Source organism: Sporosarcina sp. P33, from assembly GCF_002077155.1.
Lineage (GTDB): Bacteria > Bacillota > Bacilli > Bacillales_A > Planococcaceae > Sporosarcina.
This window is the reverse complement of the sequence record NZ_CP015027.1, coordinates 2,612,234-2,625,727: the sequence shown is the minus strand read 5'-3', so window position 1 is coordinate 2,625,727 and position 13,494 is coordinate 2,612,234. Positions and strand designations below refer to the sequence as shown.

13 protein-coding genes are annotated in these 13,494 nt (G+C 42.6%); 4 read left to right on the top strand and 9 right to left on the bottom strand.

The features are described from left to right. Nucleotides 1–999 carry a TRAP transporter substrate-binding protein gene (locus SporoP33_RS12820; protein WP_081244077.1) on the bottom strand — a complete coding sequence of 333 codons (999 nt, stop codon included), beginning with the start codon at nt 997–999 and terminating at the stop codon, nt 1–3. A 1,034-nt stretch (nt 1,000–2,033) separates the two neighbouring features. Here SporoP33_RS12820 and SporoP33_RS12815 point away from each other — a divergent pair. Next, on the top strand, nt 2,034–2,279 hold the full coding sequence (locus SporoP33_RS12815) for a hypothetical protein (RefSeq protein WP_081244076.1): 246 nt from the start codon (nt 2,034–2,036) through the stop codon (nt 2,277–2,279). Nucleotides 2,280–2,648: 369 nt separating this feature from the next. On the opposite strand, the gene SporoP33_RS16585 is transcribed toward SporoP33_RS12815, so the two are convergent. The 5 genes from SporoP33_RS16585 to hemE all read right to left on the bottom strand — a co-directional run bounded on the left by SporoP33_RS16585 (nt 2,649) and on the right by hemE (nt 8,731). Beyond that, nucleotides 2,649–2,855, bottom strand: coding sequence for an IS3 family transposase (locus SporoP33_RS16585; RefSeq protein ID WP_369821934.1), 207 nt, complete (start codon nt 2,853–2,855; stop codon nt 2,649–2,651). 1,169 nt (nt 2,856–4,024) lie between these two features. Next, a complete protein-coding gene (locus tag SporoP33_RS12810; protein ID WP_155961365.1) occupies nt 4,025–4,762 on the bottom strand; it encodes an IclR family transcriptional regulator in 738 nt (245 codons plus the stop codon). Nucleotides 4,763–5,284: 522 nt separating this feature from the next. Continuing rightward, complete coding sequence (gene hemY / locus SporoP33_RS12805; protein WP_081244074.1) at nt 5,285–6,700, bottom strand: protoporphyrinogen oxidase; 1,416 nt, start codon at nt 6,698–6,700, stop codon at nt 5,285–5,287. A 28-nt stretch (nt 6,701–6,728) separates the two neighbouring features. Beyond that, nucleotides 6,729–7,664, bottom strand: coding sequence for a ferrochelatase (gene hemH / locus SporoP33_RS12800; protein ID WP_081244073.1), 936 nt, complete (start codon nt 7,662–7,664; stop codon nt 6,729–6,731). A gap of 23 nt (nt 7,665–7,687) precedes the next feature. Then, nucleotides 7,688–8,731, bottom strand: a complete 1,044-nt coding sequence (gene hemE, locus SporoP33_RS12795; protein ID WP_081244072.1) for a uroporphyrinogen decarboxylase — start codon at nt 8,729–8,731, stop codon at nt 7,688–7,690. Between the two features lie 294 nt (nt 8,732–9,025). Here hemE and SporoP33_RS12790 point away from each other — a divergent pair, with 294 nt between their 5' ends. The 3 genes from SporoP33_RS12790 to SporoP33_RS12780 all read left to right on the top strand — a co-directional run bounded on the left by SporoP33_RS12790 (nt 9,026) and on the right by SporoP33_RS12780 (nt 11,657). Then, nucleotides 9,026–9,535, top strand: a complete 510-nt coding sequence (locus tag SporoP33_RS12790; protein ID WP_081244071.1) for an antibiotic biosynthesis monooxygenase family protein — start codon at nt 9,026–9,028, stop codon at nt 9,533–9,535. A 147-nt stretch (nt 9,536–9,682) separates the two neighbouring features. Beyond that, on the top strand, nt 9,683–10,846 hold the full coding sequence (locus SporoP33_RS12785) for an amidohydrolase (RefSeq protein ID WP_081244070.1): 1,164 nt from the start codon (nt 9,683–9,685) through the stop codon (nt 10,844–10,846). A gap of 274 nt (nt 10,847–11,120) precedes the next feature. Further along, nucleotides 11,121–11,657 (top strand): competence protein ComK, encoded by a 537-nt coding sequence (locus SporoP33_RS12780; RefSeq protein ID WP_081244069.1) that lies wholly within the window; start codon nt 11,121–11,123, stop codon nt 11,655–11,657. Here the strand turns inward: SporoP33_RS12780 and SporoP33_RS12775 are convergent. The 3 genes from SporoP33_RS12775 to SporoP33_RS12765 form a co-directional block, all read right to left on the bottom strand. Beyond that, on the bottom strand, nt 11,620–11,997 hold the full coding sequence (locus SporoP33_RS12775; RefSeq protein ID WP_081244068.1) for a YhjD family protein: 378 nt from the start codon (nt 11,995–11,997) through the stop codon (nt 11,620–11,622). The two genes, SporoP33_RS12780 and SporoP33_RS12775, sit on opposite strands and share 38 nt — an antisense overlap. A 172-nt stretch (nt 11,998–12,169) precedes the next feature. Further along, complete coding sequence (locus SporoP33_RS12770; protein WP_081244067.1) at nt 12,170–12,736, bottom strand: nuclear transport factor 2 family protein; 567 nt, start codon at nt 12,734–12,736, stop codon at nt 12,170–12,172. A 61-nt stretch (nt 12,737–12,797) separates the two neighbouring features. Further along, the gene (locus SporoP33_RS12765) at nt 12,798–13,478 is read right to left on the bottom strand and encodes a response regulator (RefSeq protein ID WP_081244066.1); all 681 of its coding nucleotides are present in this window, start codon (nt 13,476–13,478) and stop codon (nt 12,798–12,800) included. Nucleotides 13,479–13,494 lie beyond the last annotated feature (16 nt).

Below are 13,494 nucleotides of genomic sequence, written 5' to 3'. Positions count from 1 at the left end.
TTATTTTCCATCTTCAATGATCTTGAATAACTCGCCGTATTTATTTTCATATTTTACATATATAGGTTTTACCGCTTCTTTAAAAGGATCTAAATCAATATCTCGGATGATTTCCATTCCATTTTCTTCCGCTACCTTTGCATAGTCCTCATTTAGTTTTTGAACGAACTCACGTTCAAAAATTCCTGCTTCTTTCGCTGAATTCATAAGAATTTCTTGCGTATCCTCATCAAATTTATTAAATATTTCATTGTTCATCAAGATTGCACCGCCAGAATACATATGGTTCGTAATTGTCAGGTATTTGTGAACTTCATAATACTTTTGCGGAATTAAGACAGCTAAAGAGTTACCTTGGCCATCGACAATTCCTTGTTGTGCAGCCAAGAATAGTTCACTAAAAGCAATCGGTGTTGCGGATGCACCAAACGCATTGATTGTATCAATTTGGATCTGATTTTCCTGTGTTCTTAACTTCAGACCTTTTAAGTCCTCAAACTTTCTGATTGGTTTGTCATTCGTTGCAATATTGTATGAACCGTTATCCACCCAATACAGATTCTTAAGGCCAGCATCCTCTAATTGTTGGGATATTTGCTCTCCTAGCTCACCGTCCAATAACTTTTCAGCATGGGCAGCATCTTCAAACAAAAAAGGAAAGTCTAATACGCTAATTTTATTTGCAAAATTACCAAGCGGACCAGTTGATAGAACAGCCAAATCAATACTACCGGATTGTAATGATTCCGCCATTTCTCTTTCCGCGCCTAATTCTGAGTTAGGGTGAATTTCAATCTTAATTTTCCCATCAGTCTTTTCCTCTACAAGCTCTTGGAACTTCAATGCCGCTTCTTGAAGATGTGAATTTAACGCACCTCCATGCGCAAGTGATAGCGTTTTCATTTCATTTCCAGAACTATCACCTCTACCACTTGAACATCCTGCAAGTACTCCCACACATAAAGTAATGACTAAAAATATTTTTGTAATGTTTTTCATCTTCTTCCTCCTATTCGATTATCAAATAATGATAATCTTTTTCCTATTGTTGATAAATAATATCTCAATTATCACAATAAATCAATAGTTTTTTATATTTTTATTTCTTATACATCAGATATTTTTCCAATCGAAAACATTTAAAACATAAAAACAATATGATTACTTCGCAATATACGCTATGACTGAAAGAGAGATTTTTTATTATAGGCGTGGTAAGTAATACAAATCAATTGGTTTAATGTTTTTTTTGCAAACCTGTACAAAAACTAGATGAGTTCTTATCATGAGCGATAAGCCGATTACGTCACGGCACTTGAAAAAAAAATTTCTATTCACCATAAGGAACTTCATTACCTACACATTACTCGATGGAGGGATTCTAGATAGAAATTATGGTAGAAACGTGTTGTGGATTCAATGTTCACCAAAAGACCATTGTTTGTTGTATTTTGGAAGGGCCTTTGGGTACGCATCGGCCTAAAAATTATGAAAGAACGTTTGGTACCCGTATCCATGGGTTACGTTAAGCGCTAGACTGGTTGAATGACCATCAAGTAACAGACGTCTTTATGGAAAGTGCCGGAAAATATTGGTTACCTGTGTTGAATATCTTTTTCGTAGTTCTCTTTCGCATCACACTTGCCAATTCTCAACGTATTAAGATTGTTCCCGGATAAAAAACAGATACGAAAGACGCCGAATGGATTGTCCGGTTAGGTCTTTGAGGTCCCATTTATGCATCTAATATTCCCGGCTTCGATGTGACGGAATTACGATTACTAACAAGGCGTAGACAGTCCCACATGCAAAAACGGGCGCAAGCCAAACACGAATTGAACCACGTGCTTCAACGATCCAATATTAAACTCACTGGATACTTGTCAGATATTTTTTCAAAGAAAGGACAAGCCTTGCCCCGACTATTTGTCGACGGAGGGGTATTGAGCATCGAACAGATTGAAGCGAGAAGACACGAATGAGTAAAAGCGTCTGCACGAGATTTTTTGACAGCGATGGATGGGAAACAAAGTATGATTAATGGTCAATTATTGGAGGTTTCTTTCGAGGTATATCACTTTTACTTAGGTAAGATCATGCAGGTTGAAGAAAACATTGGACTTTATATTTTGGGGTACTTTCCCGAAGAGTGCGCGTTGCTGATGGAAATACCCGGCGTGAAACAACAGAGTGCCGCTGTTATTTCAAGAGAAGTCGGCCCAAATATAGAGCCCTATATGACAGTTGGACATTTAGCTTTTTGGAAGGGGTTTCTCTAGAATCTAATGAAAGCGCAGAGAAGAAAAAAAATTCACCTACCACCCAAGAGATTTAACATTTAAAACGGCACTGTATTCAAGTGGTGTGATGGCCGGTCGATCGAAGAATCCAACCTTTAGTTCACTATATTATCGTATTTCCGCTTGGGGATTGAAGATAATAGCCGCGGTCGCCTGTGGTCATAAATTATTGAGGTTTATTTATAAGGTATTATCGGAACAAGTGCATTACAGCAAAAAACCCTAGAATTGCGGCAACAATAAGGGAGCTTACTCTCAAACTTTAAAAAATTCGCATGACCATTATAACTAAAGTGTACGCTTGGTAAAGGTTAATTAAAAAGTCTAGGCTGTCTGTTGAAGCTGTCTTCAGTATATTTCAGGCGGCAGCTTTTTCAAGTTCCAGTGACCTCTACAATGGTTGTTATACGTCATATAACTCTTGATTTCTTGATCAGCTTCTAGTATCTCACAATTTTTTATATTGGTTTCATCCTTGAAGTGACCAAGAAATGATTCTCGTGAGGCGTTATCCCAGAAGTTCACTCTGCATGATATGGATTGTCCTATTCCCATTTTCTTCACTGCTGGTTGATATCGTGGATTCGTATAATGAAATCCATGATCCGAATGAAAAAATGCATCGATTGTCAAATGGCGATTTTACTTAAGGTTTTTATGCGTATTCAATGCGATTTCTAGATCTAAAGAGGAGATGATTTCATATGAACATGTTTCATTTGTTTAAGTATCTTTAAGCGTAGATAAATAAGCACCTCTACCGTTTCCATACATCAAATACGTGATATTAGTCAATAATACATCTCCGGCTACTCCTTGTTTAAACTTACGCTGTAGCATGTTTTCACATGCGCGATGTTCTTTCGTCACTTTCGCCATATGACGTGCTGAGTTGGCTTTGTGGATCGGACAGATAAAATCAAGTTTCTTCTAATACGGCGGATACATTTTACGTTATACGTAATCCCATACTGATTTTGGAGTGTCATTTTAATTTGGCATGCTCCTTTTTTCAGCCCTGGAAATGATAGGCATTTAAATTGATTTCCTTTACGTCCTCATCTGCTTGTCCTTATATTGCACGCTTCTGTTTAGATTTCTCACCGAAGTGCTAATAGTAGTCCGAACGAGATACTTCCATGATTACGCATAAGTAGCTAACCAAATGGTTTAATTTATATTTGTGGATGGTGTTATGGCAGTTCATTCTTCCCTTCCAATCATTCAATCTTTTTTCAGGTGTTAAGTCGCGTTCTAATGGACGGCCTGAATTAATTTTCGTGTGTCTTGTAAGCTTTCCACCCGTTGTTCTGATAGGAAGCACACCAAGGTTTACCTGAAGTTCTAATCCGTTCTACCCCATTTAAATCCGCATCTAAGCGGGCCACTTTGAAAATCCCTTGGGGCAGCCTTCCTTTTTCATTCTCTGTGATAAATTGTCGCTTAAATTAATCTGTATAGGCGATATATTTGTAACTGAATGCTTGTATGATAGGATCCCATTGTAATCGTGCTTGTTCTTTTGCGGTAAACAATCGTTCATTCATGTTCATTCGCTCCAACGCCTTATTTCTTTATAAACAAAAATCCCCTATGAGATAGACTTTTTTCAAGGTGTCTATCCTATAGGGTACATTTTAAACACAGATAGTACTTTTTAGCTTTTTTTACTTATTTTTTCAAATAAAATCTTTTGACTTAATGAGAAGGTTTAAACAAAAAAGTTATTTAATTACACGCAATGAAGCTGTAAGTCTTTGTGAGGCTCTTTTTATTTCCCCAACAACTTGTTCCATATCTACTTGGTCAAATCTCATTTTGGGGCCTGCTATATTTATGCTTGCAATTACTTCATTGCTCATATTGAAAATCGGTGCAGCGACCGCGAATGTATCTTCATCCACTTCACCTATAGTCTTCACATAACCATTTTCCCGGATCTTATGCAATTCAGCAGAAAAGCTAGTTTGTTCTGTCTCCGGGATTGTGGTTAAAACCTTATGAATGATTTCTTTTTTCTCAAAGGCGAGGATTGCTTTACCTGTAGCGCCTTCAGTCAGCGGATGTTTTTTCCCATTACTTGTAACAAAGCGAATTAATCGGTCTACTTCTACGGATTGTACCGTAACGCCGACATCACCTTTTTTCAATGCTATAAAGGATGTCTCGTGCAACTTTTCTGTAAGTTGCCGTAAAATAGGAAGAGACGACTCTAACAGGTCATTTTCCATTTTATTATTTAATTTCTGTGCCAATGTAAATAACCTGAAACCTAATCCAATGCCCCCATTCGGCTCTCTGGATATTATATCGTTTATCTCCAATGTTTTAATTAGCCGATAGACTGTAGAAGTGGGTATGGACACTTTTTCAGATATCTCTTTCACTGTCAATAATCGATCCTCCTCCGCCAATGCAAATAAAATATCTAACGCACGTCCTACAGTTTGAGTTTGATTCATATACTTTCCTTTCTTTTTACATAAATAATATAATGTTCTTCCCAAAAACCCCAATAACACTAATGACTACCTATATTACTGAAACGGTTACAGTCAGGCACGAAACAGATCTTAGGTTTTTCATTAAGTCGCTGAATTTGAAAGTATTTTTTACAAATTCTATTTTCCTTCAATTTATTAACTATGTTAGTCATTACAGAAAAAAAGTCAATGGCCAGAAAAGTTTTCCGAACTAAATGATATAGAATTAATCATGGTACCAACACGCAAACTCCCATATAAAAGAATTTCCAAACTATCTGTATGGTATTCAATGAACAATAGGAGACTATTGGGCGACAACTGCAACACGGTTCCTCTAAACATTATCGGTGTGGGAGTTCTCAGGCGGCTACAGTTTAGTGGAAGGGATTTGGATGTATTTATAGGATTTGTGGTAAGTCCGTAATATAAAAAGTCCATCCGGCATTTTAAAAAAGCCATACAGCAAGTCAGTAAACTGAGCTTGCTGTATGGCTTGTATTAACTGAATAGTCTTGCCAGTACTTCATCTTTTGCGGCGACTCCCTGATCGATACAGTCCGGTAAGCCGACTCCGTTATAGGAAGCGCCGGCCAGCTGGATCATTGGGAATTCACTTTGGAGTTCTTCTCTCGCGCGCAGGATTTTGTCTTTATGACCGACACGGTATTGCGGACGGTCGTCTTTCCAGCGTGTAATGATACAGAATTCCGGTTCACCTTCGAGACCGAGGATTTCTCCTAAGTCTTTGCGCACGATTTTCTCTATCTCGCTGTCGGGCAAGTCGACAATCGCTTCTTCCCCGACACGCCCGACGAATGCACGAACCATGACTTTGTCGTCAGGGGTGGTTGTCGGCCATTTGCGGTCGACGAGCGTACAGGCGGTGATGGAGTGATTGCTACTGCGCGGCACAAGGAAACCTGTTCCGTCAATCTCCTTCTTCATTGCATGTTTCGGATAGCCGAGCGCAACGGTTGCGACCGATGTAGTCGGTATCGTTCCCAGTTCATTCAGCAGACCGTATGGCTCAAACAGGCGGCTTGCCACTGTGTGGCTTGTTGCCAGGATAACCGCGTCAGCCTCAATTTTCTGCTGATCGCCCATTGTCAGAACAGCACTGTCACCTTGTTTTTCCACTTTGATGACGCGCGTGCCTTTCATAACCGTTATATCCGTCAGCTGTTCTTCCAATGCTTCTGTCAGCGACTCCAGCCCGTTTCGGAAAGTATGGAATGCACCCATCTTTTTCGAACTGTGGCTATTCTTTTGCGGCAGCTGCTTAGGCGTGGTTTTTTTCATGCCTAAAATTAGGCTGCGGTGCTTTTTCTCCACTTCGTAGAACTGCGGGAAAGTGGATTCCAGGCTCATATGATCGATATCACCGGCATAGACCCCTGATAATAGCGGTTCAATTAAGTTTTCTACCACTTCGGTGCCGAAGCGCCTGCGGAAGAACTTACCGAGCGACTGATCTCCAGTCACTTCAGAACGCGGCAGGATCAAATCGCCTGCCGCGCGCACTTTACCGCTTACACTGAATAGACCTGATGTCACAAATGGTTTGACTTCTGTCGGGACGCCCATAACAGCGCCTGCCGGTATTTTGTGCATATGATTATGCAAAAGAATATATGCTTGCCCGGTTGCGTTTCGGACAAGCTGATCCGCTATTCCCAAGTCACTTGCCAATTGGTCAACACTTTGTTTACGGATCAAAAAGGAGTCGGGACCGCGTTCGATTACATAGCCGTCTCGACGGACTGTCTGGATTTTTCCGCCCAGCTTAATAGATGCTTCTATCAAGGTGATGTCTAAGGGAAGTCCTTGCTCACGCGCATCTTTTTGCATATAGTACGCCGCCGCGAGACCTGTGATGCCCCCGCCGATAATGACCACTTTTTTTCGTTCACTCATGTCCGTTTTCACTCCGATCCTGTTGAATTCATTTCGACTGCTGTAATTGCTCCATCACTGCATCTGCCATTGCATCAACGAATAAAGGATCTGTGTTCGGCATGGCAGGTCTGTGATATGCTGCGCCGATATCATCACATACGACTTTACATTCATAGTCATTATCGTACAGCACTTCCAAATGGTCGCTTACGAAACCGACTGGTGTATAAACGAATGACGTATAGCCTTTAGTTTCATACAGATCACGTGTCAGATCTTGAACGTCAGGACCGAGCCAAGGATCTGGCGTCTGCCCTTCACTTTGCCAGCCAAGTGCGTATGTTTTAACGCCGGCTGCTTCTGTGATCATTTCAGCTGTTTCTTTCAGCTGATCAGCGTATGGGTCTCCATTCGCCAAGATCTTTTCCGGTAATGAGTGCGCAGATACGATCAAACATGAATTGTCACGTTCTGCTTCATCCATGGCGCCGTACGTTTGACGCAGCTGGTTTGCCCAGTACTCGATAAACTTCGGCTGCTTGTACCAGCTTTCCACAGAAGTCAGACGGATGCCGTGCTTGTCTGCTTCCTCTTTCGCCCGGCCGTTGTATGATTTAACAGAGAACGTAGAGAAGTGCGGTGCCAATACGATGGAAACCGCTTCTTCAATGCCGTCGTCATCCATTTGCTGTACTGCATCTTCCACGAAAGGTGCGATATGTTTCAATCCGACATATACCTTGAATTCAATTTCATCCTGTACTTCATTCAGACGTGCGCCAAGTGCGTTCGCCTGATCATCCGTAATCCGTGCCAGCGGTGAAATCCCTCCGATTGCTTCATAGCGGCTGCGAAGATCTTCCACTTGTTCTGGAGCCGGCGGACGGCCTCTGCGGATATGCGTGTAGTACGGTATTAAATCGTCATAGGAGTTCGGTGTCCCATACGCCATAACGAGTAAGCCCATTTTCTTTTTCGTCATCATGTTCACCTCGTGATTTGATTTTATTTCGAACGTAATTCAGCACTGTATTCATGAACAAATGCTGTCAAACGCTTCAATGTTGCAGGTTGTACTTCAGGGAATACACCGTGGCCCAAGTTGAAGATATGGCTGCCGTGTTCCACCCCTTGTTCAACAATCAGCTTTGCACGCTCTTCGATGACAGACCAGTCAGCGAGCAGCATGGACGGATCCAAGTTCCCCTGCAATGGTTTTGTCAGGCCGCGTTCGCCTGCTTCTTTTACGGACAAACGCCAATCCAGTCCTACTACGTCAACCGGCAGATCATGCCATTCATTCGCCAAGTGGCTTGCACCTACTCCGAATGTAATCAATGGAACATTTAACTTGCGCAATTCTGAGAAAATACGTGTCATCGTCGGTTTGATGAAGATTCGGTAGTCTGACACGTTAAGTGCCCCAACCCACGAATCAAATATCTGCACGGCTTTTGCTCCTGCATTCACTTGAGCTGTGATATAGGAAATCGTCATATCCGCCAGCTTGTCCATCAGTGTGAACCATGCTTGCGGTTCTGACACCATGAAGGATTTCGTCAGGTTATAACTCTTTGAAGGGCCCCCTTCAATCATATAGCTCGCAAGTGTAAACGGCGCTCCCGCAAATCCGATCAGCGGTACATTCAATTGCTCTTGCGTAAGGATTTTTATCGTATCTACTACGTAAGGAATTTGCTCTTCTGCTGAAAACTCTCCAAGCTTTTCGATATCTTGTGCAGAACGGATAGGGTTTGAAATAACAGGGCCTACGCCTGATTTTATTTTTACATCTACACCGATTCCCACTAGCGGTGTGACGATATCTTTATATAGAATAGCTGCATCGACGTCATATTGATCAACAGGCAGTTTAGTTACATATGCACACAATTCCGGCTGATGCGTAATTTCTTCCAAGGAGTATTTTTCTTTGATCTTTCGGTATTCCGGCTGTGAACGTCCTGCTTGACGCATGAACCACACTGGTGTGTGTTCAATCTTCTCGCCTCTCGCAGCACGCAATAACGTATCATTAAATGTTGACATATTCAGCGATCCCTCTTTCCAATTTTATATAACATTCTTTTCGCGGTGCTCATATACGTTTCTCATAATAAACCGTTGGCAGGTCAATGTATAGTGAATTGCGCCTTTGTCATAATTTTGTGCTCTCTGCGGTCATGCTTCTGCCATCGTTTCGACAATCATTATGATTTCCCGCGCCATACGCGTGTTTGACAGAGGATATTTAGGGGAATTACTAAGTGTAGAATCATACACTGAAAAAGAGCTATACTGTTATGCAAAGACGATTGCAGCCAGTCAAAGGAGGAACTTTGAATGAATATTTATATGACGACAGGAACTTTTGAATTTATGGAAAAGATTAAGGAGAAGCACAAAAGTGAATCGATTTTCTTAATGAACGGCAGCGGCCACACGCTGCTGCTCCATGAAACAAATGGTGCAAGCATATTTCAGACGCCGAGGAAATATGAAGTGGCCGGATCTTTCGGCAATCTGACAGAACCAGGATTTTTCGCAATGGATAATGTTGCTGTTACAGATGAAGGAAAACCGATTTTCGAGCACCAGTATAAAGAGATGGGTGAGAAATTGCAGAATATGCCTGGCTTCATTGCATATCGCTTATTACGTCCAATCGGCTCTGATACGTATACATTACTGACGGAGTGGACAGACAAGCGATTGTATGAAGTATGGCACAACTCCCCCGGCAATAAGCTGTCCAATACGATGAATTTCAAAGATGCCGGCGGCGCGACACAGCATATCTTCTCAAGTGCACCGTACACCGCCCATTATAAGACACCTGTAGATGAGGTTTGACGTTTTTGCGTCAGCCTCTTTTTTTCTGTATTCATCTGTGTAAAAAACTTTTGCTGTCTGAAATTTCTCATTACAGAGTTTGCCGCGCTATCATTCGCTTGTTATACTAAATTTGACCTAGTTGTTTTTTTGAGAGGGGACGAATAAATGAGAGAGCAGTTATTTAAGAAATTAGAGCAATCCTATGGTGATATGGTAGAGATTCGACGCTACCTGCATATGAATCCCGAAGTTTCATTTAAAGAAGAAAAGACGGCTGCTTATATAGCTGATTTCTATAAACAATTGGGAATGGAAGTGCGTACAGGCGTGGGCGGCAATGGCATCACGGCTAAGATAAAGGGCGCGAAGCCGGGTAAAACTGTTGCATTGCGCGCAGATTTTGATGCACTGCCCATTCAGGATCAAAAAGACGCGCCATACGCTTCTACAGTTCCGGGTGTTATGCATGCATGCGGACATGATGGCCATACCGCCACACTGCTGCAGCTCGCAAAAGCAATGAATGAAATGCGTGAAGAGCTGGCCGGCGAATATGTATTTATTCATCAGCATGCGGAAGAATCAGCCCCGGGCGGCGCAATCGCAATGATTGAAGATGGCTGCCTGGAAGGTGTAGATGTCATTTTCGGCACGCATCTCTGGTCCCTTTTTGAGCCGGGAGTCATTTATTATGCCGCCGGACCGATCATGGCGGCAGCTGACCGCTTTAAGATTACGATTCAAGGTGCAGGCGGACACGGTGCTTCTCCGCATCAGACAAAAGATGCGATTGTCATCGGCTCGCAGCTGGTCATCAATCTGCAGCAGCTCGTTTCAAGACGTGTAGACCCTATTGATTCAGCCGTTCTTTCAGTCGGTTCATTCGTTTCAGAAAATGCCTATAACGTCATTGCTGATCAGGCCGTATTGACCGGAACCGTGCGTTCCTTCACGAATGACGTCCGCAATCTGATGGAACAGGAAATACAGCGTGTAGTAAAAGGCACAGCTATCGCACATGACTGCGAAATCACGGCAGAATATTTCCGCGGTTATCCTGCAGTGGTCAATCATGAGAAAGAAACGGACTTCCTGAAACAGGTGGCGGAATCCATTCCGGAACTAAAAGGCGCAGTCCAAATGCAGCCGCAAATGGGCGGAGAGGACTTTGCTTACTACCTGGAAAAAGTGCCGGGCACATTTTTCTTCACAGGCGCGCGGCCGAAAGATGCTTTTCCGCACCATCACCCGCGGTTCGACATAGATGAACAGGCTATGCTGGCAGCTGCCAAAACACTGGGCGCGGCCGCACTTGAATACCAGAACTGACGAATAGTGCACACAGACTGGAGAGGAATCCCGAACGGATTTCATCTTCAGTCTTTTCTTGTGTTCACACCATTACCGGCCGAAATTCATAAAGGCTGTTCGCAAGTTACCGCATCTGCCGTAATCAATGATTTTTAATGCCTTTACCTCGGGCATTTTTATAATATCTCACGGGTGACAGAACATTTGCCGTTTTCTAAAATTATTGTTGATTTTCGTTTTTTCTATATTATAATTAATACGTATATTGTCCTATTAACAGGGAGGGAACGCCATGTCCAATCCACATTACCTGTCGTCTTACATCGTGACTTTTCATACTTTTGCATTACTTCACGGACAACATTCCAATCCGTACTATACGAAAGTAGTAGAAAGCGACCGGACGTTTATTGTTGAGAAAACCCCATTAGAAATTATGAGAGATTCATGCGCACATTACCGTTCTAATTTCGAATCGATTATCAACAGTTCAAAAAGTGATTTGAAAAACCGTCCCAAACCGCCCATTATGCTCACTCATTCGAATGATCGGCCGTTATTGTTCTTCCCTTTACTGTCCCCTACGTTACATAAAAATTCATGGGTGGCTTATCACGCAGTAAAAGATGCGGTTCAACATGAAGACGGAGTAATTGTTATGCTGAAGAACGATACACAGATGCCGCTTGATACGTCACTTGCGACTGTCTACCGGCAAATGGCGCTGTCGCATATTTTGTCTCAGCGTTTTGAACATGCACAGGAAGAATTGCGCAGCTCCTATTATATGATTATGGAGCCGAAAAGTTCTGATTCTCCAATTTCCTGATGTATTGATTCAGCAGTTCTTCCGACCGGTTACGCAGACGGACGTTTAAGTAGCGGCGCAAGTCTTCATAGCCTTCGTGGATAAACAGATATTCCGTAAACAGGTCATCTGTCGAGCGGCGGATGACTTTCATTTGGTGCCGCCGCAGATACAGAGCAGTTGCCTGCAGATCCGCAGACACTGTATTCATCGTTTCGTCGATCAAGTTGATATACGGACTCTTCAGCTTGAAGGGAACTTGATCTACTAATTGCCGGTCCCGCTCCAATATTGTCAGCAGCATGGGCAAATAAATATAGTTCTCTAGATACGGCAATGCCTCCGCTGGAATCAAAGGCATACTCATCGTCCTCCCTTATAGAACATTTGTTCTTATACTGATTATAATTACTTCTGTTTGAAAAAGCAAGTACATACAGTATGGCTTTTTTTTGCATAAAAAAACTTCCGGCTGTTTTGCCGGAAGTCTTATGCAGTAACGTAACTGCAATTTTATTATATTTTCTGCGGTATTACTGGTTGCCCGGCTCGTCCCCGATAAAGTGGATGGAGAACACTTTCCACTCGCCGTCTTCCTTATTAAAGACAGTTACTTGGCGGCCTTCAGGTGTATTTTCCACGCCCGACTCTTTATCCGTGAACGTGGTTTTCAGCGTCGAGAATACTTGAGCGCTTTCCCCCGTGTATTTTACGATCGTTTCATTATCCGTTTCACGCTTCATCGCTGTATTCGCAAGCATTTCCTCGGTCGCCTGACGCTCTTCTTCAAGATCATAGCCTTCCGTAGAAAGTGTAGCGAGATACCCATCGATATCCTGTTTGTTCAATGTTTCGATATAGTTATCAAAAGCGGCGAGAATATCGGCTTTTTCTTGTTCAGGCACATCCGCAGCTTCTTCTACTTTGTCGCCGGACATACTGAATCCGACCTTCTTGTCATCTACTCCGTGGTCGATCGCACCGCTGCCTGGTGCCGGTTCCTCGTTTACAGGAGCATTTGTGTTCTTGTCATCCGAGTTACCGCATGCTCCCAAAACAAGGGCCAGTGCAATGGATGCCGCTGCTAATTTTTTCTTCATAAGTCCCTCCGCGTAGAGAAAAAGACCTTCAGCGCACAAAGATCTTTTTCATGTTATTTCATTATTTTACTTCTACCCAGCCATTTTTGATAGCTGTGACAACTGCTTGCGTACGGTCATTTACATTCATTTTTTGCAGTATGCTGGAAACGTGATTTTTCACGGTCTTTTCTGAGATGAATAGCGTTTCACCAATTGTTCTGTTGCTTTGACCGTCTGTCAGCAATTGCAGAACTTCACATTCACGCTTTGTCAGCAAATGAAGCGGGCGGCGAATATCGTTCTGCTGGAAAGAACCTTTATGTTCTCTCTCGCTCAAACGGCGGAATTCAGAGACTAAATTATGCGTGATTTTCGGGTGCAAATAAGAGCCGCCATTCGCCACTACTTTAATGGCTTGTACAATTGCATCCGCATCCATTTCTTTTAGCATATAGCCGAGAGCACCTGTCTTTAGGGCGTGTGTCACATAGGACTCATCATCGTGAATAGAAAGCATAATAACGCGTGCATCCGGGAATTCTTTTACGAGTTCCTCTGTTGCGTCCACACCGTTCATACGCGGCATGTTAATATCCATCAGTACAACGTCCGGCTGGTACTCTCTGTATAACTCAAGCACCTCTGATCCGTCGTCTCCTTCAGCTACTACGTTAAACGATTCTTCAAAATCCAAAATTCGTTTAACTCCTTCGCGGAACAATTGGTGATCATCTACTATCAAAATTTTTGTCGACTCCATATGCTATTCCTCCCAG